We start from the raw sequence: 22,195 nt of genomic DNA, 5'->3' as shown, positions 1-22,195 counted from the left end.
CCCCCCCACCGGACCGGCCCACCACACCCCGCCCATCCAGCCCGGCCCACCAGCCCCGCTCGGTGGGGGTCCCGCACGCAGGCCCGCTCAGAAAACCCCGCACGCAGAGATCTTGGTAGGAAACAGCCCTCCGAGGGGCCGTTTCCTACCAAGATCTCGGGCGGGCCCGGGCGGGGCGGGCCCGGGCGGGGCGGGCCCGGGCGGGGCGGGCCCGGGGCGGGCCCGGGGCGGGCCGGGCAGGGTGGGTGTTGTCAGAGGTCGGTGACGCGGATGCCGGCGTGCGCCTTGTAACGCTTGTTGATGGCGATCAGGTTGGCGGTGAACGCCTCGATCTGGTGGGCGTTGCGCAGCCGACCGGCGTAGATGCCGCGCATGCCGGGGATCCGGGCGGCCAGCGCGGCGACCACGCCCACCAGCTCGCGGTCCTCGGTGCAGATCAGCACGTCGAGGTCAATCCGCTCGATCTCCGGGTCGGCCAGCAGCGGGGCGCTGACGTGGTTGAACGCGGCGCAGACCCGGGAGTCGGGCAGCAGCGCGGCGGCCTGCTGCACGGCGCTGCCCTCGGCGACCGTGAGCGCGTACGGGCCCTGCTTGTCGAAGCCCAGCGGGTTCACGCAGTCGACGACGATCCTGCCGGCGAGCGGCTCGGCGAGCGCGGCGACGGTGGCGGCGTGCCCGTCCCACGGCACCGCGATGATGACCACGTCGCTGCGCCGGGCCACCTCCTCGTTGCCGCCGCCGGACACCGGCGCCCCGGCGGGCACGCCGGGCAGGGCCGCGATCTCCTCGGCGGACCGGACGGCCCGCTCGGCGGTACGGGACCCGATCAGCACGGACTGGCCGGCCCGGGCGAACCGGTAGGCGAGGCCCCTCCCCTGGTCGCCCGTGCCGCCGATGATGCCGACGGTCAGCCCGGACACGTCGGGCAGCGTGCTCGCGTCGTAAGCCATGCCGCCATCCTCGCAAACCCGCAGGCCGGCGGCACCGGCGGGCGCTGTGACAATGCCCGCTGCCGCCGACGGTGCCGGGGCGTCCGCCAGCGGGACCCGACCGGCCCGGCGGCCACCGCGCAGGGCGACCGAGCCAGCGGATCGAGACGGCCGCGCGGCCACCACGCGGGCAGACCGGGCCGCGTGGTGACCGCGCGGGCAGAGCGAGCCGGCGGAAGCGGGTCCGCCCGGCTGCCACACGCAGAGGCAAGCAGGCCAGCGCTATCGGACCTCCTTGCCGTCCAGCACGCAGAGGCGGGCGGGCCGGCGGAATCAGGCCAGTTCGAAGGCCACCGCGCGGGTGGCGGGGTCGGCGGTGACCAGGCGGACCCGCACCCGCTCGCCGAGCGGCAGCTCGCCGAGGCAGCGGGCACGCACCGGCGGTTCGTCCAGCGCCACGGTGCCGCCGGGCCGACGGCCCGGGCGCGCCTTGCCGTCCGGGGCCGCGTCGACGTCCAGCACCGCCGCGTCGAAGGTCTCCCCCACCCGGTGCTCCAGCAGCACCGCCTCGGCCAGCTCGATCGCGCCCCGGGTGGCCGCCGAGGCGGTCCGGTCGGTCGTGGCCATCGCCTCGGGCAGCCGGGGCAGCGCCGCGCGGGCCCAGTCGGGCACCGCCCGGCCCTCGTGCAGGGCCAGGCAGACCTCCGTGGCGTACCGGTCGGCCAGTCGCCGCAGCGGCGCCGTGACATGGGCGTACGCGGCCGCGACCCCGCCGTGCTCCCGCTGCTCGGGCGGCGCGCCGTCGAAGGCCGTGTACGCGGCGCCCCGCATCAGCTCGGCGGCCTGGTCCACGAAGGCGGCGGCCCGGGGCTGCGACGGGTCCAGCCCGGCGATCACCTCGCCGGGGCCGGCGCCGTCCGGCCAGTGCACGCCCAGCGGGGCGGCGGCGGCCCGCAGCCGCGCCACCGCCTCGGGCTTCGGCGCCGGCATCGTACGCAGCAGGCCGATGCCCCCGGCGAGCATGATGTCGGCGGCGGCCATCCCGGTCAGCAGCGAGATCTGGGCGTTGTGCTCCTCCATCGGCACCGGCCCGCGCAGCACCAGCCGCCAACCGTCGCCGTCGGCCTCCACGTCCTGCTCGGGCAGCGGCAGGTTGATCGCTCCCCGGCGCAGCCCGCGCGCGGTGAGCAGGGCCCCGATCTCGGGCAACAGGGCGATGGCGTCGGGTAGCCGGCCGGCCTCGGCGGCCGCCTGGACGCCGACGTAGTCCAGCTTGGCCCGGCTGCGCACCAGCGCGCGTTCGAGCGTGACCCCGACGGTGCCGCCGTCGGCGTCCAGGTCGATCGTCCACAGCACGGCGGCCCGGTCGACGTCCGGCAGGAGGCTGGCCGCGCCCTCGCTGAGGGTCTCGGGGTGCAACGGCACGGTGCCGTCGGGCAGGTAGACGGTCTGCCCGCGCCGCCAGGTCTCCTCCTCCAGCGCGCCGCCGGGGCGCACGTGCGCGGCGACGTCGGCGATCGCGTACGACACCCGGTAACCCTTACCGGGACGGCGGGCGAGGTGCATCGCCTGGTCCAGGTCGCGCGAACCGGCGGGGTCCACGGTGACGAACGGGACGTCGGTGCGGTCGGCGGCGGGCCGGGGCGGCGCGGCTGCCGCGGCGTCGGCCTCGCGCTGTGCCTCGGCCGGGAACCCCTCGGGCAGCCCCAGTTCGCGGCGCAGCGCGCCGAAGTCGATGCGGGGTGCGAGTACGCGTCGGATCACCACGGGGTCAATCCTGACAGTGTGGCGGATGATCCGCTTCCCGGCGAGCGCCGGTCGTCCGCGTCGCGGTCAGCCGGTCGCCCTGCGCGCGCTCGCCCGTACGCCCCGGGGGGCGGTGGCCCGTGCCGCGGTCGTCGGGGCGGGCGCCTTGCGGGCGGTGACCTTCTTGGCCGGCGTCTCGGCGACGGTCCTCCTCTTGGCCGGCGCCTGGGCGACGGTCGTCTTCTTCGCCGGCGCCCGGGCGACCGTCGTCTTCTTCGCCGGGGCCTTCTTCGCCGCCGCCTTGCGGGCGGTGGCCGAGGAGGTCGCGGTGGCCTTGTTGGCGGGGGCCTTCGTCGCGGCGGCCTTGCGGGCGCCGCCGGTGGGCCGGGTCGCGGCCGTCTTCCTCGCCGCCGTCGTCTTCGTGGCCGGCACCGTCTTCTTCGCCGCCGTCGTCGTCTTCCTGGCCGGCGTCGTCTTCTCGGCGGTGGCCTTCTTCGCCGGGGCCTTCGCCGCCGTGGTGGTGCTCTTCCTCGCCGCCGTGGTGGTCTTCTTCGCCGCCGTGGTGGTCTTCTTCGCCGCCGAGGTGACCTTGCGGGCGGGGGCGGTGCCGCTGGCGGGGGCCTTCTTCGCCGGCGCGGTCGCCTTCCTCGCCGTGGTGGCGGCCTTCGTCGCCGCCTGCCGGGCCGGCGTCTTCGCCGAGGTCGTCTTCTTCGCCGCCGTGCTCTTGGCCGCCGCCGTCGTCCGCTTCGCCGCGGCGGGCGCCTTCTTCGCCGCGGTGGCGGTGGTCTTCTTCGCCGCGGTGGCGGTGGTCTTCTTCGCCGCGGCCGTCGTCTTCTTCGCCGCGGCGGCGACCCTGGTCGCCGCCTTCCTCGCGGGAGCCTTCTTCGCGGAGGCCTTCGCAGCGGAGGCCTTCGCGGCGGGAGCCTTCCTCGCCGGGGCCTTCGCGGCAGGGGCCTTCTTCGCCGGGGCCCGTCCCCCGCCGCCGGTCGCCTTGCTGGCCGGTGCCTTCTTCGCCGCCGTGGACGTGGCGGACGGGCGCACGGTCCGCGCCGTGCCCGCGGTCCGCTCCGCCGCGGCGGTCTTCCTGGCGGTCGTACGTCTGGCGGCCGGGCGGGTGGTGGCCTGCTGTGCTTCGGCCATCTCGGTTCCCTTCCTGGGGACGTGCTCTCGCCCTCGCGGAGCACCACGTGCCTCGGCGCGGGCCGTCCCGCGCCGCCTATCTGTCCTCCCCGGCCCAGCGGGCGTCCTCGGCCTCCCACGCGTCGTTGCGCTCCCGCACCGTCTGCAGGGCGTTCTCCGCGTCGGCGGCTGAGGCGTACGGCCCCAGAACGTGCCTGGCGGGGCACACGTCGGCGTCGGTCTCGACCCGGTGGTGCCGGGTGCACCAGTAGAAGTGCCCACCGCTTCCGCTGTCGCTCATGGGATCACTGTGCACCGCGAACCACCCGGCCGCCACCGGAACACCACAAGTCGCCGATGTTCTCCACAGTAGACGTGCTCCCGCCGCCAAGGGCTGGAACTGCGAAAACAGGGCCACCCGGGGGTACGGCGCCCGCCCCGTCGGCCCGCGACGGGGCAGCCGCGGGGCGGGCCCGTGGCGCACAATCGCCCCGTGCGACACGGGGGTGGGACATCGGTGTGGCCGCGGCGCGTACTGACGGTGGCGGTGCCGGCGATCGCGCTGGCGGTGGTCGGGGCGGCCACCGGGCTGCCGCTGCTGCGGGCCCGGTCACAGCAGCGGCTGGAGCAACGGGCCGAGCGGGAGGTGACCGCCACCGCGCAGCTCGCCCGCGCGCGGTTGCTCGCCGAACCGGCGGCCGGGGAATCGACGCTGCGGCGGGCCGCCGACGCGGTGGACGGGGTCGAGGTGCTGACCGTACGCAGCGACGGGCCCCGCGCGGAGGCGACCGTACGGTTGGTCTTCCGCGTCCGGGTCGCCAAGACGGCGGCCTCCGTCTTCGGCTGGCAACGGGCCGACTCGGCGGCGTGCTTCGCGCTGGCCGTGCCCTCCGACGCCGGCCCCGTCGCCCTCCAACGGCTGTCGTGCCCCGACTGACGGACGGGGGGGCGGGTTAGGGTCGCCGGATGGGCGTTCCGGACCACATCCTGCGGCTGCGCGAGCGCGTCGGCCACGACCTGCTCCTGCTGCCGAGTGTGAGCGCGGTGGTGCGCAACGACGCCGGCGAACTGCTGCTCGGCAGGCGCGCCGACGACGGGCGCTGGTCGGTGGTCAGCGGCATCGTCGAGCCGGGCGAGCAGCCGGCCACGGCGGTGGTCCGCGAGGTGCGGGAGGAGACGGGCCTGGAGGTCGAGCCGGTCCGTCTGAGCAGCGTCGTGTCGCACCCGCACACCTACCCCAACGGCGACCGCTGCGAGTTCTTCAACCTCGGCTTCCACTGCCGGCTGGTCGCCGGCACCGCCCGGGTCAACGACGACGAGTCGGTGGCCGTGGAGTGGTTCCCGCCGGACCGGCTGCCCGCGCTCGACCGGCACGCCCGGCTGACCGTCGCGCACGCCCTCGGCGCCGAGGCGGGCGCGTGGTTCCTACCCGCCGGGACGGCCTGGGCCGAGTCCGGTGACTGACCTCGACCCGCCCCTGCGCCGCTACCTCGCCGACCTGGTCGCCGCCGCCCGCGACGTGCTCGGCGACGACCTCGTCGGGGCGTACGCGGCCGGCTCGGTCGGGCTGGGCGCGTACCAGCCGGGGCGCAGCGACGTCGACGTCGCGCTGGTCTGCGCCGACGCCCTCGACCTCGGGCGCCGGCAGGAGCTGGTGGCGCGGCTGCGGCACGAGGCGCTGCCGTGCCCCGCGCGCGGGCTGGAGCTGGTCGTGTACCGCCGGGCGGTCGCCCGCTCCGGCACGCCGGATCCCGGGTTCGAGGTCGAGCTGAACACCGGGGCGCGGATGCCGTTCCGGGCGACGTGGGCCGCCGCCGACCGCCCCGCCGAGGACGGCCTGTTCTGGTACGGCCTGGACCGCAGCATCCTGCACCAGTGCGGGTACGCCCTGCTCGGGCCGCCGGCCGCCGAGGCCTTCGCCGACCTCTCCCCCGCCGACCTGCGCCGCCTGCTGACCGACGCACTGCGCTGGTGGCTGGCCCTGCCGACCCCGCCCGGCGACGGTCCCGCCCCGGGGGCCGAGGACGCGGTGCTCGGCGCCTGCCGCTCCCTGGTCAAGGTCCGGCACGGCGTCTGGCTGTCGAAGGTCGACGCCGGCCGCCTGCTGGTCGCCGACGGCCGGCGGGCCGACCCGACCGACGACCGCGCGGCTGCCGGCCACGCGACCGGCGGCGCGGCTGCCGACCTGATCGACGGTGGGGCCGTCGACCTGATCGAACGGTCGATCGCGGCGCGGGCCGGCGGGCCGCCGCCGAGCGGTCCCGAGGCCCGCGCCTTCCAACGCGGTGTGCTGGACGGGATCAGCCGATGACGGGCTCCTCCGGGATCCAGAGTTCGGCGTCCGACTGCGTGCCGTCCGCCGACAGCCGGGTACGGGATATCTCCGGTCCCGGCCGGCTGCGGTACGGGCCGTCCCGGCTCAGGGAAGGCCCGGATCGGATCCGCCGCCATTGGTTCGTGGCTGGTCGAAGCGGTGCCGGGCGAACGCGTCCACCATGCCCCAGCGGCCCGGGATGTCCAGCAGCGCGAGCCGGTCGAAGCCGGGAGGCAGTGCCGGGTTCACGGCGAGATGGTCCTCGTGCGGTTCGATGCCGAGCATGATCCGGATGAGCAGCAGGGACGCTCCGCTGGACCATGCCTGTGGGCTGCCGGCGGTGGGGTACCGGACCGGGTAGCGCGTGGTGTGCCGGTCGAACCCGCCGAAGGCTTCGGGGAGCCGGCCCTGGAAGTAGGTGGCCGCGTCGATGATGCCCTCGGCGATGCGTCCCGCCTCGGCGGCGAATCCGTAGCGGCGCAGGCCCCAGGCGATGAACGAGTTGTCGAAGGGCCAGACGGTGCCGCGGTGGTATCCGAGCGGGTTGTAGCGGCCCTGCCCCTCGGCGAGGGTCCGCACCCCCCAGCCGGAGAAGAGCGCCGGCCCCATCAGGTGCTCGGCGACGCGCGCGGCCCGCTCCGGCGGCACGATCCCGCTCCACAGCAGGTGCCCGATGTTGGAGGAGAGGCTGTCGACGGGAGTGCCGTCGCGGTCGAGGGCGAGCGCGTAGTAACCCCGGTCGTCGAGCCAGAAGTCCCGGTTGAAGCGCTCGTACAGCGCCGCCGCCTCGCTTTCCAGCCGGTCCGCGTAGGCCGGGTCGTTCCAGAACGTACGGGCCAGCCGCGCCGCCCGGATCTTGGCGTCGTAGGCGTAGCCCTGGGCCTCGCAGGTGGCCCTGGGGAAGCCCGGCAGCCTGCCGTCGGCGTAGGAGATGCTGTCCCAGGAGTCCTTCCAGCACTGGTTCTCCAGCCCGGTGACCCGGTTGCGTCGCTCGTACCAGAGGTAGCCGGTGGACGTCAGGTCGGCGTACTGGTCGATCCACGCCAGGGCCGCCCGGGCCTCCTGCTCCAGCTCCATCACCAGCGCCGCGTCGCCGCTCCACCGTTCGTACTCGTCGAGCAGCACCACGAACAGCGGTGAGGCGTCCACGGTGCCGTAGTACGGCGAGTGCGGCTGCTCCTCGAACGCGGCCGACTCGCCGTAGCGCAGCTCGTGCAGGATCCGGCCGGGGTCCTCCTCCAGCACGTTGTCGGTCCGGGCACCCTGCAACGAGGCGAGGATCCGCAGCGTCGGCGGGGTCAGCGACGGGGTGAAGGGCAGGGTCTGCAGGCAGGTCAGCAGGCTGTCCCGGCCGAACAGGGTCATGAACCAGGGCAGCCCCGCCGCCGGTACGGTCGCGCCGCGGAGCGAGAGCGGGGCGAAGCGCAGCGCCGCCAGGTCCACCAGGCTGCGGTGGTACACCTGTTGCAGTGCGCTGCTGTCGGTGTCCAGCTTCGGGGCCTGCGCGAGCCACTCCCGCACGCTCGTCGGCAGCGTGGCGGCGTCCGGGCGCAGCGCGCGCACCGCGGCACGGAGGTCGACACCGTCCGGACGCAGCGCCCGCATGACCACCCGCAGTTCCGTCGACCACCGGGCGCCGGGCGGCAGCCGGAGCGTGAAGCGGAGACCGCCCTCGTCGAAGTCGGCGGGCTCACTGGCCGAGACGGACACCTCGCGCTGGAACGTGCCGCGCCGGTAGCCCAGCCGCAGCTCGTCCGGACCGACGTGGAGGTAGTGACTGCCGGCCTTCTGGCGGACGTCGAACTTGATGTCGAAGATGTCGGCGAAGTCGGCCGCCACCTCCAGTCGTACGTCGAGGTCCATCTCCTTCTCGCCGTAGTTGAACAGCGTCAGCGACTCGGTCAGGTCCGGTCCGATCCGCCGCCGCCGGATCGCTGACACGTCGGCCTCCACGTAGTCGGTCTGCCCGCCCGGCACCACGAAGAACGCCGCCTCGTAGTACTGGCTGTCGTCCACCGACAGGGCGGTCAGCCGCTCGCCGTTGACGGTGAGCACCCATCGGGACAGGAAACGCGAATCGGCGGCGAACAGGCCGACCGGGGTCGCGGGTGACGACTCCACGTCACCGCTGGAATCCGAGACGATGAAGGTGCTGCCGTCGATGCACGACACGGTGCCCGGGATGTCCTTCACCGGGTCACTCCCCGCGACCGGAGACGGCCTGCTGCCGCGAGTCGGGGGGCACCGGGAACAGCCGCCCGACCCGCATCGCCAACGCGAGGTTCCCGTCGACCATGATCTCGCCCCGGGTGATCCCGGCCAGGCCGTTCATCTCACCCCGCGACATCGCCTCCGCGACGTCGGCGGTAACCGTGATGACCGCTTCCGCCGGGGCGTCGCTCCGCGTCACCCGCAGACGTCCGTGGTCGATGTCCAGCAGCCACCGCTCCACCCGGTCCCCCTCCCGGATGTCGAACCGGATGGTGCCACGGACCTTGCACAACCGTGGATCGTGACCGACATCCGCCAACTGCTCGAAGAAGGCACTGGTCGCCGTCATACGACCTCCCCGCCACTTGTCAGGAGCGCTCGCCGACTACCCGTCGTGCGGGGGCACTAACGCTCCCATCGGCGCCTCGGCCGGCGACGGCCACGCCGCCGGCGGGCGCCCGCCGGCACGGGCGCCCGCGCCGGACGGGATGAGGGGCTCAGCGGCCGCCGCACCAGGCGCGGGCCGGCGCGGTACGGACCAGGAGCCCGCTGGCCAACAGCGCCAGCACCGCCAGCAGCCCGCCCGCCGCCGTCGCGATGAGGGCCGGGTCGACCGGGGGCGTGATCAGCGACCCGAGGCGCGGCCCGAAGAGCAGCATGATGCCGGCCCCCACCAGGAACGCGACGGCGACCGGCGCGGCGAACCCGTGCACCACCCGCCACGCCGTCGGGCCGCCGTGCCAGAGCCCCCGGAGCACGGCTGCGGCCGCCGCCGTGCAACAGGCCAGGGCGAGCCAGTTGCCCGCGCCGCCGACCTCGCCGAGCAGCGCGACAACCACGGCGAGGGTGTACGCCCACCAGGACGCGAGCAGCACCATGCTGACGACGATGCTGGGCGGCCGCCGCATCGACTCCCGACCGGCGGGCAGCGCGCCGGGCTCCGACGGCTCATCGGTCATCGCCGGATCCTATGCGCCTGACCGGCCGGGCAGCGCCTTTCGTCTCCCGGCCTCACCGGCGATCAGGGCGGCAGCGGCGCCGAGCCGCTCCCGCTCGCCGGTGGTGAGCGCCGGGTCGTCCCGCCGTATCGCCACGGCCTGGTCCAGCGCGGTCAGCGCACTGGCGCCGACGCGGTCGATGAAGGCGTCCAACAGCGTTGCGGCCGACGACGCCAGAGGGTGCGCCTCCTCGACGGCCACCTGGGCGAGGATGACCGCGGAGAAGGCGACATCGAGGTCTGCCGGTCCCTCGGTGGCGTTGCGCCAGTCGATGACGACCGGCCCGCGTGACGTCAGCATGACGTTCTCCGGATGCAGGTCCAGGTGCAGGATCCGGACGTCATCGCACTCGCCGAGCCGAGGCGGCAACGCGTGGAGTCGCTGATGCAGATCCGCCAGACAGCTGGCCACGTCCGTGGCATCGAGTTCACCGGCGAGGAATGCCGACAGCATGGTGGGCCCGTCCAGTCGTTCCATGACGAGATCGGCGCCCCGCGCCTGGTAGACCGTGGGCACCGGGAAACCATGACTCGCCACGTAGGCCATGACCGCGGCCTCAGCCGCCACGTCTCCACCCTCGCGGTAGCGACGAAGGACGCGTCGATCGTCGATGACGAAGACATCAGCGTCTCGGCCCGATGCCAAGGGGGCCGGATGGTCGCCAGGGTCAGCCACCTCGGCCGGCCCCGGGTCCGGCATCAGCCGGCGTGACGACGTGGCGCTTCCGGCTGCTGCCCGTCGCGGCGGTTCTGCTTCACGGATCATGTGGCGACGCTCCTCATCGCGGCTCTGGGCTGGTGGGGCGACGGTCTCCGCAGCCCCGACTGCCGCGCCGGGCCACACCTCGGCCTGGCCGGCCACCGGCCAACGCCCACGGTGCAGCCAGGCCAGCAGATCCGGTGGGGCCATCTCGGCCGCGCGCCGGTGGTAACGGCTGAGTTCCTCGGTGCTCAGTAGTGCTCCTCCAGCACCCGACCGCCCCTTCCGGAAGAAGGCTCGATGGTCCTTCAGCACCCCCATGGCATCGGGCACCAGTGCCTGGGCCCGCTCACGCATCGCGGCGAACGTGGCGGCCTCCACCAGTGCCGCCCACCGCTCGGCTGGCACCTCGACACCCAGCCAGGCGGCGATGCGCCGCATCTGTCCACCCAGGTCAGCCAGGAGTCGTCATAGTGCACCAGCAGCACATTCCGCTCTCCCCGGCGTCGCCAGGCATCGGTCAGATGCCAGAGCACACCGGGCAACGAGTCCAACGCCTCCTGCGGATCCCTCTCACGCTCGGTCCACCGCACCAACCAGGAGCGCAGGGGAAGCGGTGCCGACGGTGCGTCACCGGCCGGCGGTCTGGAAGATCAGCAGCGCGCAGATCATCTGCATCCAGGTGGTGCCGCTCTTCGATCGGGTGCTGATGACGATGTCGCCGCGGCGGAAGGGGAAAGCGAGCCACCTGCCGCTGTCCTCCTCCGCGGATCGATAACGCACCGGGGTCGCCATCCGAGCGAGCCTAGAGGCCGGACATTCCTGTCCGCTTCCTCATTCCCGGATCTGCCGCGTCGTGCCGGGGTGGCTGACGATTTGACCCGGGCGTGGTGGCCTTCGACCTGACCCGGGCTCCACGGCAGGGTCAGGCGGGCGGTGACGACGTCGTGGTACGGGGGCAGTCCTCCGGCGAACCAGCGCAGGCGGGGCAGATCGCCGGACCGAATCTGCGCCAGCGCGCTGCACCGACTCCGGTGGACGACCGTATCGTCGGGTCATGGCGGAACTCGATGTGGTGATACGCGGCCTGCTGCATGACATCGGCGTGACCTTGCATCCACGGGGATTTCGTAGCTCCGGTGCGGTGTGGCGACTGATTACGCCCGAGGGTGTCGCCGTCATTCACAAACAGCCGTCGAAGCGGTCACGGCCCACCGCGAAGATGTTCTACATCGATACCGCAGCGGCCCCGAAGGAGTGGTGGGAGTGGATGGCATGGAGGACCGGGCAGACCCAGCCGATGAACAAAGCGAGCGAGATCTACAGCATCGGCCTCATGGAACGCCGGGTGCCGTGCCCCCACCCCGCCGCCAGTGACCGCGAGCGCTGGCAGGTGACAGCCGACACCGACGTGGATCAGCTACGCGCCGATCTCCTCACTGGCGTGACGCGAGCAGCGGATCGGCTGGTCGAACTGCTGCAGCCAGGCCGCTACCTGGCCGAGCTGAACGCCTTACCCAACAAGCAGATCGGCCACTGGCCACCACTGGTCATCCTGCTCTCCGGGCGAGGACCGTCACCGGAACTGGATGCTGCCTGCGCCGGATTACGCGAGGCTTTCGCCGAGCGGTCCCGGGCGGCCGGATACGTCGACGAACTCATCGGCTGGGCACACGCCCGCGCGTCGCGCTGAGCGCCGGGGCGCGGCTCCAAGATGGGGCGGGTCCACAGCCGCGCAACGCGGCCGTGGACCCATGTTCGCTGCCACCGTCGCTGGCCAGGCAGACCCTGCGTGAGCAGCCGCAGCACCTCCTCGTAGCCGTGGCCGAAGAACAGGCGGACATTCCTGTCCACTTCCTCATGTCCGGTTCTGCCGCCGTTGGTGGCTGACGAGACAACCACGATCGGTAGCCGGCCTCCGATCGGGCGGACCTCCTGGCTGCCGACCAGCGGACATGCCGTCACCCAGCACGGGGGCGTCCACCCGGCGAGGCCGGCTGCGTTGCGCGTTGTCAATCCGCGGGTGCCGGCTCGGTGGGCCGTCGTGAAAAGAAGCGGATGATGTCGTCGGCTGCGGTCGGGGACAGCATCATCGCCTGGACCCGCGCGGACATTTCGGCGATCGGGTGGATTCTCGTGAACATTGCCTCCTCGTACGCCTGGATCGCCGAGTCCGGGTCGGGGTTGGCGGCGAGTTCGCCGGCGAGTTCGGCGGCGTCGAGCATGGCCTGATTGGCCCCCTCGCCGACCGGTGGCATGAGGTGTGCGGCGTCACCGATGAGGGTGACGCCAGATTGGTGGGCCCAGCGTGTGCCGGTGGGCAGCGCCTCGATCCTGCGAGGCGTCGGCGCGCTGTCGCCGGCTTCGACGAGTGCGGTGAGATTCGAGTCCCAGCCGTCGAACATGTCCAGCAGAGCGCGCTTGCTGCGGTAGGTGTCCAGGTGCCGGTCGTCCGCGCGGAGGGAGATGCCGACCCGGATGCCGCCGTCGCCGAGGCGTTGCGCGGCAAGGATCTGGTTCACGCCGACGCACCACAGGTTCCCGGGGCCGACCAGCTCGGCGAGATCCGGGTGGCGCCGGTCGGCGTCGCTGATGCTCAGCTCGACCAGGGTGGCCACGTAGGACAGTTTCGCGTCGGTGAGCAGCGGCCGGACGACCGAGCGCGCGCCGTCCGCGCCGACGAGGACGTCGCAGTCGGCGTGGTGACCACCGTCGAACGTCAGCCCGAAGCCTCCGTCGGGTCGCGGCGTCGCCGCGACGAGCCGGTGCTGCCAGGCCACCGTGTCGCCGGGGAGCGAATCGAGCAGAAGATCGCGCAGTGCGGCGCGGTCGATCTCGGGGCGTCCGGAGAATGAGCCGGGTTGTGGCGTGTGGTGCACGAGGGTGCGTCCGGCCGGGTCGAGGATGCGGTGTTCCTCGCCCTCCGGCCGCGCCTCGGACCGGAACCGGCCGGCGAGGCCCGCCTGGGCCAGGGCCCGCTGCCCGGACTCCGGGTGCAGGTCTAGCGATCCACCCTGCGATCGCGCGGATCGGCTCGCCTCGCGTTCGTACACCACCGCGTCGATGCCGTGCCGGTGCAGGATTCGCGCCAGTGTCAGGCCGCCGAGGCCACCGCCGGCGATCGCGATCCGCATCATCATCTCCGTTACCGTACGCTGTATCTCATGGATACGCCGTACAGTAGCGCGCCGTTGCCCGTCTGGGAACGGCCCGAGCCCCAGCCGCGAGCGGCGCCGGTGCCGCTGAGCCGCGCGAAGATCGCCGCCACGGCTGTCCGGCTCGCCGACGCACACGGCCTCGACGGCCTGTCGGTTCGCAAGATCGCCAAAGAGCTCGGTGTCGGTCCGATGCGGCTCTACGACTACGTGACCAACAGATCCGAACTGCTCGACCTGATGGTCGACGCCGTGTACGCCCAGATCGCCGAGGCCGGCCAGCACTCCGAGTGGCGCGCCACGGTACTGGCCATCGTCCACCGGACCCGCGATGCCGCTCTTGAGCATGAGTGGTTCGCCGACCTGCTCGGCGCGAGGCCGCACCTGGGACCTCATGCGCTCGCCGTGGGCGAATCGACCGCGGCGGCGCTCAGCCAGGCCCCCGGCGTACGCGGCATCGACGACCTCCAGCGGGCCATGGGCGCCCTCAACGCGTTCATCATCGGGGCGCTCCGCAGCGAGGTCACCGAGCGACGCACCGCCCGTTCCACCGGCACTGACGTGTCCGCCTGGCAGGCCGCCCTCGGGCCCTACCTGACACGCATGCTCGACAAGGGCCGCTACCCCACCATCGCCCGGCTCGTCATCGACGGCGCCCACCTCAACGCCGAGGAGACCTTCCACCACAACCTGATCACCATCCTGGACGGCATCACCAGCCGTCCCCAGACGTGACCACCTGCTCCGAGACCAGCCGCCCGCTGAAGGCAAGGTGCTGGACGCGGGCCAGGCCCGGTCTGGTGCCCGGTTGTCACACGGACGGGTCCCAGGCGGCGAGCTGATCGAAGATACGACGGTCGCCTTCGAACTCCAGCGACTCCAGCGGTATGCGGCCGTAGAAGAACAGGACCAGGTCGCTTGCCGTGCCCCGGGCGGAGACGTCGGCCGTTTCGGGATCCTCGCCGGCAGCGGGCATGAAGCGGGCGACCTGTGCCCCGTCGCGGGAAAGCCGAAGGCGCCAGGAGTGGCCCTCGGTGGCGTGGTAATCGACGATGGCGGGGTCGTGTGGCCAGGCGACCGTGGTTGCGCAGACGGTGAACTGGCAGTCGTCGAAACCGTCGAGGGCGCCCTCGTCTGGTAGCGGCTGCGGGGCACCCAGGGTGAGCTGGGCGTCGTAGGTGTACACCGCGATCTCGGGGACCTGTCGCCGCGCCCAGGCACCTGAGGTTTGCGGTGACGGTGAGTCATCCCACCACGTCCAACAACTGCGATCCGGGCCGGCCTCACGCAGCGCGCTCGTCAGGTGCTCGATGGACTCGGTCCACCAGGCCAGCAGTGCCTCGCGTTCCCGAGGCGCACCCATGCCGTCGTCCCAAGCCGACTTCTCCGGGGGCGCGTCTGCCGGCCCTGCGGCGACGATGGCGGCCGATTTGCGGCGGGCCATGCCCACGTGTTGCACAAGATCGAACAGCGTCCGCTCGGGATGGGTCGGAACCTGCATGTCGAGGCGGGGCGCCGCGGCGACCGCGGCGCGGAAGGCGGTCGACCGTTCGTTGATCAGCCGCAGATGATCAGGGAACGTGAGAATTCTATGCACCCGGCTTTCTACCACTGCGCTCCGACGACCGGACAGCGAATTTCGCGACCGATCGCGCCGGCCGCCCCGGCACTGATACGTGCCCTCGGTGGACGCGCGGAAAGCGACATCCGCGTTGATGCTCTCCCCCCGCGTCGAGCAACGCCGAGGCGTAGAAGTGACGCAGCGCGTGCATCCCGGTGGCCCGGGTCGGCGCGCGGCGTCATGCCCGGCACCGAGGACGCGGAACGCACCATCAGGTACGTCACGAAGTACATCACCAAGCACACCGGCGACTGCCACAAGATCACGAGCGGCTGGCAGCGTGCACACCTCGACGCCGTCCAGGAACTTGCCGACCTCGGATTGGTCAAGGCCACCACCATCGAGGTACGCGTCCGGGTTCGCGATCAACTCCAAGATCCGCCGTCTGGATCACCCGTTCAAAGCTGCATGACGAGGCACTAGGTTGGCGGCGTGGGTGCCTCGCCAACGGAAAGAAGGAGGAGGCTGTCCGTTGGGCTACACGCTTGATGCCCTCATCGGCTCCGTCGGCGCTCTCCACGCCGCTGCAAGCCAGTGGCCGGCTGCTGTGCCCGTGCCGCTGGCGCATGACCTCGCGCTGCTGCCGATGACCGACGAGCTGTTCGACGCCGTCACGGACGGCACGACGGAGCGGGTACTCGGATTCTGGAAGCTGCCGGGCGGCTTCGATCGTGAGCTGTCGTCCTGGTCCTCAGTGGGACCGGTCGGCTATGTCGAGGCGGACTTCTTCGGGGGCGTGGGCAGCCAGCGCGCGGCCCTCTGGGTTGCTGGCGAGTTGGTGTTCGGACCGCTGTTTGTGGGCGAGGGTGAACCGTTCGCTCCCCAAGGAAGCCCTATCTCCCAGTTGCTGGCGCGCCTTGGTGTCGAGCGCCACAGGTACTGCGATGAGTTCGAGGCGGTCGGCCTCGGACGCCACCGCGAGACGGCGGACTGGCTGCCATAGCGGCGAGGAACGTCGATCAGGTCAAGCATCGGCTGGGACGCAGGTGTAAAGCATCAGCCGGGACACGACGAGCCTCTTGCCTGTTCTACTGCCGAAACGCTCTCTTCTGAATCAAGGCACCGCGCTCCGCGCGGGGCGGGGCGGCAAGCCCGGCCGGCGGTGAGCCACCGACAGCCGCCGGGACACCGCCCCACCACACTCAGGAACCAGCTTCAGCGAGGCCGTAACGGAAGCCGGCGGGTCAGCCTGGTCGAGTGGTCAGGGCTTCCGGCTGCCGCGCCAGTCCAACCCCGGGACTGGCTTGCCACCGAGTCACCGGGCGCGGCACCAGCTCCACCGCCAGGACGTGCCCGGCCCTCGCCTACCGCTGCCGGCAACGCAAAGAGGTGCCTGCATTCCGCCCGGAAGCTTCACGACGGGACAACATGCGCCAGGACGAGGGCGGTCCACTGATCCCCCGCTCAGGCCGTCTCCAGGCCGTCAAACGCCACCCAACGATGACCAAGGCCAACCAACGGCACCAAATAAAGACCAGCTCAGGGCCTTGATCAGGTCTCTGAGCTGTGGCGACGGACGAGTCGACCTGTACGCCGGATTATGAAGTTGGTTCGCGCCCTGATCAGGCGTTTCGTTCGCCTGACACCCGCTCAGGGCGTCGCCAGGGCGTTGGACTACTTTGGCATGCCCTCCCTCAAGGTCAGCAAGCGCGCCAAGGCAGCTCGGGCAGCCGAGATATTCGGATGGTCGGGGTCCCAAAAGTCCGAGAAGCGAGCCAAAAATTTATCTACAGCTGACGAAGCTTCACTAGCTGAACCTTCACGAACATCCGCCAAGAGGGAAAGGACAGAAATCGAATCAGCACCGAGGGACAACAGCAGAGACACGACCGTCTCAAAGTCCTCAATCCCTGTCGACAAGCCAGAGCCATCCCCAGCCCCAACCCCTTGAACCAACGGCGCCGCCCATCTATCACGATGCACGCGAGGGGCACTTCCAGCGTTCACCAATGCTTTGAGTCTGTGCAGAAGCTTCGGAGATGCTCCGTATCTCTGCAGCAAGCGCAGGTAGTCGTCCGAGACACGCCCGGACCTCATCGGATTGAATCGAACGCCAGGAAGAGCACTATCGCTCACGGCCACCACCCCACCAGCCCATCGGCGGCGGACCAATCTGGTCGACGACTGTAGCCAGCTCATCCAACCTAATTCGAACCTCATCACTGGACATTTCAGTCATCTTCAATGCCCCACTTAACACTATACATCCGTCAGGCGTTCCATCATTGCCGAATGTAGGGCTCGCAACCACTCCATCCGGCTGGAGAGAGCGCCGCAACTGGCCCCAGTTCAGTCCATATCTGGCACGCACGTCACGCTTCGCCCACTGCTGCGGGCCCTCTACGGTGGCCGCACGAACGAAATTGCGCCATTCTTCGGCGATAACCACTCCTTCAGCGAAAGCCGTCCCAGCGACACCAAACCCCGATCGAATTGCGCTATCTCGATCATAGGCTCTCGCTCCGGCAGCCACAGCCATAACAAGGTCGAGACGAGACCAGAACAAGCCCCCCCGCTGACGGTAATACCGCATCTCCAACTCATCCCATGAAACACCGGTTGCTTTAGATATGCGGGTTACCGCAGCACACAGCGACGCCCGAAGATCGTTGTCATAGGCCCTAATCCGGGCAGCCTGGGCGGCATAACTAACGGACCGGAAGGCATCGTAGAGAACGAAGAATGCCACAGCCCCAACACCGAGCCACAGAATTACGGTCCACTGCTGCCAGAATATCTTGCTTGGAAGGTTTAGCTGAGCCAGCGCTATGACCGCCCCTGATGCAGCCACAACTGCGGCTCGACCTAGACGCAGAGCAATCACTCCACGATACTCGAGCAAGGACGCCACCCCAGGAAGAGTCTGTAAGGAATGCGACAGATTCTCAATTCTGGACAAACATCCGCAATCCGGACTGACTCCCCTTATTTCTCGCTGCCCAACTAACAACAGAAGAGAGCGTCGATCGCGTTGCGGGTGCGTTCCTCGCTGGCCGGCATCAGGTGCGTATAGACCCGGAGGGTGAAGCCGGGGTCGGTGTGGCCGAGACCTTGGACAAGGTCCGCATCGGGCGCCTCACCCCGGAGTCGATCCGGGTACGCGTCCTGATCTCCGACATGACGTCACCAATGGCGATCCCCTGCCGCGCTGAGGACCAGGCCGACGACCCCGGCATCCGCGCCCGAGCCCGCCGCATCACCGACCGCTCGATCCACGCCCTCACCGACGCCGTCCAGGAGCTTGCCGACCTCGGGTTGGTCAAGACCGCCACCACCGAGGTACGCGTCCACAGGGCCGCCCCGCTGTTCAAGCTCTTCATCATCAACGAGCAGGAAGCGTTCTTCGGCTTCTACCCGGTGGTCGAGCACACCGTCTCCGTCGACGGCAAGCCGATGGCGATCTACGACGCGATGGGCAAGGACGCGATCCTGTTCCCGTTCACGCCCAGCGACGAGGACGCCAGCAACGACGCCCTCTACGTCGAGCAGGCCCGCGCCTGGTTCGACAGCATGTGGGGCACCATCGCCCGCGAGTACGCCTCGTGACCGCCGCCGACCTGGCCAAGGTGATCGACCGCGCCCGCGTGATCCTGCTCGACTTCGACGGCCCCGTGTGCAGCATCTTCGCCCAGCACTCCGCGTCGAGCGTCGCCCATGAGTTGCGCCGGCTGCTCGTCGACCAGGCCGTCACCCTGCCGCCCGAGATCCTGGCCGAACGTGACCCGCTCGCCGTGCTCCGCTTCACCGCCGCCCTTGGACGCCCCGCCGTCGTCCGCCTGGTCGACGAGGCCATGACCCGCGAGGAAGTCACCGCGGCGTGCACCGCCGAGCCGACGCCGTACGGCCGGGAAGTCATCGTCGCCGCCCAGCAGACCGGCCGCCGGATCGCCGTGGTGTCCAACAACTCGGCCGAGTCCGTCCACGCCTACCTGAGCGCCCGCCGGCTCACCTCGTACGTGCACCCGGTCATCGGCCGCCCCGAGGCAGCGCCCGAGCGGATGAAGCCGGACCCGTTCCCTGTACTCGCAGCCGTACGGGAGCTGGGCGCGGAGCCGGCGGAATGCGTCCTCGTGGGTGACTCGGTCAGCGACATCGAGGCCGCCCACGCCGCCGGAGTCGCCGCCATCGGGTACGCCAACAAGCCCGGCAAGCGCGAACGGTTTGCCACCGCTGATGTCGTCATCGACAGCATGGCCGAACTGGTGACCGCCTTCGCCGTCGACGAGCTGTAGCACCACTCCGCACACGAGCGCCCCGGGAGATCATCACCGGGGCGTTTCTCTTGTCGTCAGTTCACCCCAGACCCGGGGTCGGTGCAGCCACCCTGGAGCTAGTCCAGGTCCCCACGCTTGGCAGCAATCCACGCTTCAACGTCTTCGGCAAGCCAGACGTTGCCCATTTGGAGCGTGGCCACGGGTTCCGGGAAGTCGCGCCGGTTGGTGATCTGGTAGACGCGCTGGCGCGAGACGCCGCCGAGCATGGTCCGGATCTCCCCCGAACCCACCAACCGCAGCTTCTTGCCCATGACACTGACGCTAGGCACCTGTCGACTAGGCGTATGTCAAGTTGATGGACACCTAGTTAGCGGAGGCGCTAGTCGCCTACCCTTTACGCATGACTAGGTTCAAGTGGTTCCAACGCCCCGACCAACCTGTCGACTACGTAGCCGGCGAGCCAGCCCCATCGAGGTACGGCCGGGAGCCGCAGAGATGGACTGGTCGCGCCGCCGTCCCCGCACCAGAGCCTCCCCTGATGACCAAGGCAGGACTCTGGCGCTCCAGGAACGCCGCGACGCGCCTCAACCGCGCCGCCTGCCGGCAGTGCTCCGACGACGGATGCCCACGCCTGTCGGCGGCCGGCGAAACCCTACGAGCTTGGCGCGACAGGAAGAGCCGACGTGAAACCCGGTGACGTCCTGCACCTAACCCGTGCAGCCAGCCCACAGTTCGCACGGCCGATCTTCTTCCGTCTCATCAAGGTCCGCGTACACCTATACACCTACGACGGCTGGACATGGCTGGACGGCTATCAACTGGACGAAAAGGGTGACGCCTCAGGCCGCAGAGAAGTGTACGTGCTTAAAGCAGGCATAAAATTGCTGCACTCGCCTCATGCGCTGCGCCACAACTGAGGACGCCAGAATTGAAATCAATTCGCAACCGGGGTGCATAAGCAACTAACCCTCCCGACGAGCATCAATTCCGCCAGAGAAACGCACCAACTCTGACATCCATCAAGCCCGAATGGCAGCCAGATTCACATGGACGTCGCAAGGAATATTACGACGGAAACGAATCACCTGGAGGCACTAGCCGTGATCGCGAGTGGTCTTGCTTGAAACTCTACCATCCAATTGCCCGAGAAGATCAGAGTCTCTCGGATCAGGCGAGGATTCCAAAGCGCTTCGTGACGACTTAGGTTTAATTCTCGACGCAATCCGATCCAATCCACGCAGAGCTGCTTGCCGCAATATTTCTTTGACCTTCCTTCTAATTTCTGGCGTTCGCTCGATCCGGGGGCGTTCGAGTGGAATAAACAACTCTTCACCGTACAGCTTCTCTCTCGTCACGCCTACCAAATTCTGCAGCAGACAAGCGTACAGCAACTGATTCGCACGCCGAGTGCGGCCTGCACCAGCCGAGTGGATCATGCCAGCCGACACCAATGCGACAATAGCCAACATCACCACCACACCATCCGTGACCCTAAAGCCAAGGAAATCGTATATAGTCAAGACCGAAGAAATCGAAAAGGCCGCCAGCGGCCAGGCGACCCCCTTGCGAAACTCCCCTTCCGATCGAACGCGGTCAATTTCATTGTAAAGTTCCTTGTAGTTTACGCGGAGCGCCACCTCAGCCTGCTCCATCCGCGCTCGAAGTCGATCTCGTTGAGCCGCTAGGTTGAATACAGTAGTAGCGAACTCAATTTGGGCCGTCGGCTCTTCCTTCAGTTTCTGCCTCAGCGCCTGACGCGCAAGCTGGGCAATTCGGGGGTCTCTACGGATATAGAATTTCAACAGCGATGCATCATTCGCTCGCGCAATCTTTGGCTTCTCAGCGTTTTCAGCGAACACGTAGAGGTCATGGTTGCTAACATTTGTTGCTTCGACGGCTCTACCCAGAGTGGCTGGAGTCATAACCTCAAGGGCGTTGTTCAGAATGTCTCGGTTCTCCCCGAACGCCAACTCAAGATCAGCCTTAAGTAGTTCTTGAAAATTGCCATAATCCGGCTCTGCAATCTCCCGAACTTGCCGAAAGAACCCAGCAATTCGCCCCCCGGCAGACTCCAGTATCTGGAAGGTTGTATCTTCCAAAACTTTTGAGTACGGCTCATCTTGAAGCTTCCGCCGCAGTCTCGACGCAGCTAGGGCGACATACGAAACGAATGCGACCAGAAGGAGCAGGCTAAGCGAAACAGCGGCCCTAGTGGTACGGAAAGTGAAAAGGAGAGCGCCAACAGCGAAAAGCGCTGAAGCAAATATGCACAACCCCCAGAAGATTTTGCTTAGCATTTCGAGCAGGATGCCCAGTAAGTAAATTAAGAATATACCAAAAGCGAGCAGAATTTGATCGGGGAAATCCTGAAGCGGCTCTGCGACGGACTTAACCTGCGGGCTTCGCCAATCTTGCTCCGGAATCAGGAAAAAAATTAACCATAACGTACCTGACCAGAGTAGCCCCACAGAGAATGGCGTACGCGTGTCACGTAGACCGGGGACCACTTGCGAGAGAACGTTCATAACACCCGATTCGTTGATCCCAGAAAGCACATCGATGCGGTCTGGCGGCTTGGAACCCTAGCTCCAAACCTGAGTCACGCTGACTATCGAGTCAGATAACCGACACGAGTCAGCTAGCTTCCGCATGGGGCCCAGGGAACCGCCACTTGACTTTTCAACATTTGCGCCGGACGGATATTTTAACGAAGTGTTATCCGTAAGTTGATGTGCGACCCAGTTCCGCCAAGTGGTATGCGACGGGTGGTCTAGGAAACTGAGGTAGCGATCCACAGTCGTTGGCCTTCGATGCTACGCATCGGCTGGGGTGGTACGTCGGTCGACAGGAGGCGCGCGTCCGGTCGCTGCGCTGGCGCTACGCCACCGGGTCCGCCGTCGACGGGCGGCACGTATTGCCATGCACAGGCATGATTCCACAGTGTGATGAGAAGGTTGAGTGCCGCTTTGATGGCTATCGGCGGGTCGGTTCTGCTGGCGATCGCGCTGGTGTTGATTCCCCGGTCGTGGTTCGATGTTCTGGCTTCCGGGTGGCCGGTGCTGGTGAGCCACCCCCGCTTTCATGGAGCTTCTTGATCATGGTCTGATGGCCGTGGGGAGGAAGTCGTCCGTGGCAGCACCGAAGAAGTACCCCGATGAGCTACGTCAGCGCGCTGTGCGCTTGTACCGC

General features: G+C 69.2%; 21 protein-coding genes and 2 pseudogenes. 10 read left to right on the top strand and 13 right to left on the bottom strand.

The annotated features are described in order from the left end of the window. Positions 1 to 251: 251 nt before the first annotated feature. Both npdG and RM555_RS30175 read right to left on the bottom strand, forming a co-directional pair. Complete coding sequence (npdG, locus tag RM555_RS30180) at positions 252 to 950, bottom strand: NADPH-dependent F420 reductase (protein ID WP_311414896.1); 699 nt, start codon at positions 948 to 950, stop codon at positions 252 to 254. Positions 951 to 1,262: 312 nt separating this feature from the next. Beyond that, positions 1,263 to 2,696, bottom strand: coding sequence for an RNB domain-containing ribonuclease (locus RM555_RS30175; RefSeq protein ID WP_311414895.1), 1,434 nt, complete (start codon positions 2,694 to 2,696; stop codon positions 1,263 to 1,265). A 25-nt stretch (positions 2,697 to 2,721) separates the two neighbouring features. On the opposite strand from RM555_RS30175, the gene RM555_RS30170 reads away from it, so the two are divergent. From RM555_RS30170 to RM555_RS30155, 4 genes are all read left to right on the top strand, one after another. Further along, the gene (locus RM555_RS30170) at positions 2,722 to 3,987 is read left to right on the top strand and encodes a hypothetical protein (RefSeq protein ID WP_311414894.1); all 1,266 of its coding nucleotides are present in this window, start codon (positions 2,722 to 2,724) and stop codon (positions 3,985 to 3,987) included. Between the two features lie 324 nt (positions 3,988 to 4,311). Next, complete coding sequence (locus RM555_RS30165; protein WP_311414893.1) at positions 4,312 to 4,731, top strand: hypothetical protein; 420 nt, start codon at positions 4,312 to 4,314, stop codon at positions 4,729 to 4,731. 29 nt (positions 4,732 to 4,760) lie between these two features. Continuing rightward, positions 4,761 to 5,258, top strand: coding sequence for an NUDIX hydrolase (locus RM555_RS30160; protein WP_311414892.1), 498 nt, complete (start codon positions 4,761 to 4,763; stop codon positions 5,256 to 5,258). After that, entirely contained in the window at positions 5,251 to 6,105 is an 855-nt protein-coding gene (locus RM555_RS30155; protein ID WP_311414891.1) for a nucleotidyltransferase domain-containing protein, read from the top strand. The genes RM555_RS30160 and RM555_RS30155 overlap by 8 nt, the downstream gene beginning before the upstream one ends. Here the strand turns inward: RM555_RS30155 and RM555_RS30150 are convergent. From RM555_RS30150 to RM555_RS30125, 6 genes and pseudogenes are all read right to left on the bottom strand, one after another. Then, positions 6,095 to 6,202: pseudogene (locus tag RM555_RS30150) on the bottom strand (AraC family transcriptional regulator); the annotation flags it as partial. The gene RM555_RS30155 and the pseudogene RM555_RS30150 sit on opposite strands and share 11 nt — an antisense overlap. 11 nt (positions 6,203 to 6,213) lie before the next feature. Beyond that, entirely contained in the window at positions 6,214 to 8,292 is a 2,079-nt protein-coding gene (locus RM555_RS30145; protein WP_311414897.1) for an amylo-alpha-1,6-glucosidase, read from the bottom strand. A 13-nt stretch (positions 8,293 to 8,305) separates the two neighbouring features. After that, a complete protein-coding gene (locus RM555_RS30140; protein ID WP_311414890.1) occupies positions 8,306 to 8,668 on the bottom strand; it encodes an SCP2 sterol-binding domain-containing protein in 363 nt (120 codons plus the stop codon). 148 nt (positions 8,669 to 8,816) lie between these two features. After that, a complete protein-coding gene (locus tag RM555_RS30135; RefSeq protein WP_311414889.1) occupies positions 8,817 to 9,278 on the bottom strand; it encodes a hypothetical protein in 462 nt (153 codons plus the stop codon). A 9-nt stretch (positions 9,279 to 9,287) separates the two neighbouring features. Continuing rightward, positions 9,288 to 10,457 carry a phosphotransferase gene (locus RM555_RS30130; protein WP_311414888.1) on the bottom strand — a complete coding sequence of 390 codons (1,170 nt, stop codon included), beginning with the start codon at positions 10,455 to 10,457 and terminating at the stop codon, positions 9,288 to 9,290. Positions 10,458 to 10,646: 189 nt separating this feature from the next. After that, the gene (locus RM555_RS30125) at positions 10,647 to 10,811 is read right to left on the bottom strand and encodes a hypothetical protein (protein ID WP_311414887.1); all 165 of its coding nucleotides are present in this window, start codon (positions 10,809 to 10,811) and stop codon (positions 10,647 to 10,649) included. 262 nt (positions 10,812 to 11,073) lie between these two features. On the opposite strand from RM555_RS30125, the gene RM555_RS30120 reads away from it, so the two are divergent. Beyond that, a complete protein-coding gene (locus tag RM555_RS30120) occupies positions 11,074 to 11,709 on the top strand; it encodes a DUF4304 domain-containing protein (protein WP_311414886.1) in 636 nt (211 codons plus the stop codon). Positions 11,710 to 12,028: 319 nt separating this feature from the next. Here the strand turns inward: RM555_RS30120 and RM555_RS30115 are convergent, their stop codons facing one another. After that, a complete protein-coding gene (locus tag RM555_RS30115; RefSeq protein ID WP_311414885.1) occupies positions 12,029 to 13,156 on the bottom strand; it encodes an FAD-dependent oxidoreductase in 1,128 nt (375 codons plus the stop codon). A 24-nt stretch (positions 13,157 to 13,180) separates the two neighbouring features. Here RM555_RS30115 and RM555_RS30110 point away from each other — a divergent pair, with 24 nt between their 5' ends. Then, on the top strand, positions 13,181 to 13,906 hold the full coding sequence (locus tag RM555_RS30110) for a TetR/AcrR family transcriptional regulator (protein WP_311414884.1): 726 nt from the start codon (positions 13,181 to 13,183) through the stop codon (positions 13,904 to 13,906). A 76-nt stretch (positions 13,907 to 13,982) separates the two neighbouring features. Here the strand turns inward: RM555_RS30110 and RM555_RS30105 are convergent, their stop codons facing one another. Further along, positions 13,983 to 15,167, bottom strand: coding sequence for a maleylpyruvate isomerase N-terminal domain-containing protein (locus RM555_RS30105; protein WP_311414883.1), 1,185 nt, complete (start codon positions 15,165 to 15,167; stop codon positions 13,983 to 13,985). A 97-nt stretch (positions 15,168 to 15,264) separates the two neighbouring features. Here RM555_RS30105 and RM555_RS30100 point away from each other — a divergent pair, with 97 nt between their 5' ends. Next, the gene (locus RM555_RS30100) at positions 15,265 to 15,735 is read left to right on the top strand and encodes a hypothetical protein (protein ID WP_311414882.1); all 471 of its coding nucleotides are present in this window, start codon (positions 15,265 to 15,267) and stop codon (positions 15,733 to 15,735) included. A 2,000-nt stretch (positions 15,736 to 17,735) separates the two neighbouring features. On the opposite strand, the pseudogene RM555_RS31175 reads toward RM555_RS30100, so the two are convergent. Beyond that, positions 17,736 to 17,852, bottom strand: a pseudogene (locus tag RM555_RS31175) (tyrosine-type recombinase/integrase); the annotation flags it as partial. On the opposite strand from RM555_RS31175, the gene RM555_RS30095 reads away from it, so the two are divergent. Together RM555_RS30095 and RM555_RS30090 are read left to right on the top strand one after the other, a co-directional pair. After that, positions 17,832 to 18,338 (top strand): hypothetical protein, encoded by a 507-nt coding sequence (locus RM555_RS30095; RefSeq protein ID WP_449560158.1) that lies wholly within the window; start codon positions 17,832 to 17,834, stop codon positions 18,336 to 18,338. The pseudogene RM555_RS31175 and the gene RM555_RS30095 sit on opposite strands and share 21 nt — an antisense overlap. Continuing rightward, entirely contained in the window at positions 18,335 to 19,024 is a 690-nt protein-coding gene (locus tag RM555_RS30090) for an HAD family hydrolase (RefSeq protein ID WP_311414881.1), read from the top strand. The genes RM555_RS30095 and RM555_RS30090 overlap by 4 nt, the downstream gene beginning before the upstream one ends. A 98-nt stretch (positions 19,025 to 19,122) precedes the next feature. Here RM555_RS30090 and RM555_RS30085 read toward each other — a convergent pair whose 3' ends face one another. After that, a complete protein-coding gene (locus RM555_RS30085; RefSeq protein WP_028189453.1) occupies positions 19,123 to 19,317 on the bottom strand; it encodes a helix-turn-helix transcriptional regulator in 195 nt (64 codons plus the stop codon). A 372-nt stretch (positions 19,318 to 19,689) separates the two neighbouring features. Between RM555_RS30085 and RM555_RS30080 the strand changes: the two genes are divergently transcribed. After that, positions 19,690 to 19,923 (top strand): hypothetical protein, encoded by a 234-nt coding sequence (locus RM555_RS30080; RefSeq protein ID WP_311414880.1) that lies wholly within the window; start codon positions 19,690 to 19,692, stop codon positions 19,921 to 19,923. Positions 19,924 to 20,100: 177 nt separating this feature from the next. Here the strand turns inward: RM555_RS30080 and RM555_RS30075 are convergent, their stop codons facing one another. After that, complete coding sequence (locus tag RM555_RS30075; protein WP_311414879.1) at positions 20,101 to 21,474, bottom strand: hypothetical protein; 1,374 nt, start codon at positions 21,472 to 21,474, stop codon at positions 20,101 to 20,103. Between the last annotated feature and the right edge of the window lie 721 nt (positions 21,475 to 22,195).

The organism is Micromonospora reichwaldensis (assembly GCF_031845925.1).
Taxonomy (GTDB): Bacteria; Actinomycetota; Actinomycetes; order Mycobacteriales; family Micromonosporaceae; genus Micromonospora; species Micromonospora reichwaldensis.
The sequence above is the reverse complement of the archived record's forward strand: the minus strand, read 5'-3'. Positions and strand labels throughout refer to the sequence as shown.

What these genes read in the sequence shown, in the direction of transcription:
- RM555_RS30140 (WP_311414890.1), bottom strand. Translation starts at nt 8,668, where the DNA reads ATGACGGCGACCAGTGCCTTCTTCGAGCAGTTGGCGGATGTCGGTCAC.
- RM555_RS30135 (WP_311414889.1), bottom strand. Translation starts at nt 9,278, where the DNA reads ATGACCGATGAGCCGTCGGAGCCCGGCGCGCTGCCCGCCGGTCGGGAG.
- RM555_RS30130 (WP_311414888.1), bottom strand. Translation starts at nt 10,457, where the DNA reads ATGCGGCGCATCGCCGCCTGGCTGGGTGTCGAGGTGCCAGCCGAGCGG.
- npdG (WP_311414896.1), bottom strand. Translation starts at nt 950, where the DNA reads ATGGCTTACGACGCGAGCACGCTGCCCGACGTGTCCGGGCTGACCGTC.
- RM555_RS30170 (WP_311414894.1), top strand. Translation starts at nt 2,722, where the DNA reads ATGATCCGCTTCCCGGCGAGCGCCGGTCGTCCGCGTCGCGGTCAGCCG.
- RM555_RS30110 (WP_311414884.1), top strand. Translation starts at nt 13,181, where the DNA reads ATGGATACGCCGTACAGTAGCGCGCCGTTGCCCGTCTGGGAACGGCCC.
- RM555_RS30160 (WP_311414892.1), top strand. Translation starts at nt 4,761, where the DNA reads ATGGGCGTTCCGGACCACATCCTGCGGCTGCGCGAGCGCGTCGGCCAC.
- RM555_RS30085 (WP_028189453.1), bottom strand. Translation starts at nt 19,317, where the DNA reads ATGGGCAAGAAGCTGCGGTTGGTGGGTTCGGGGGAGATCCGGACCATG.
- RM555_RS30115 (WP_311414885.1), bottom strand. Translation starts at nt 13,156, where the DNA reads ATGATGATGCGGATCGCGATCGCCGGCGGTGGCCTCGGCGGCCTGACA.
- RM555_RS30120 (WP_311414886.1), top strand. Translation starts at nt 11,074, where the DNA reads ATGGCGGAACTCGATGTGGTGATACGCGGCCTGCTGCATGACATCGGC.
- RM555_RS30125 (WP_311414887.1), bottom strand. Translation starts at nt 10,811, where the DNA reads ATGGCGACCCCGGTGCGTTATCGATCCGCGGAGGAGGACAGCGGCAGG.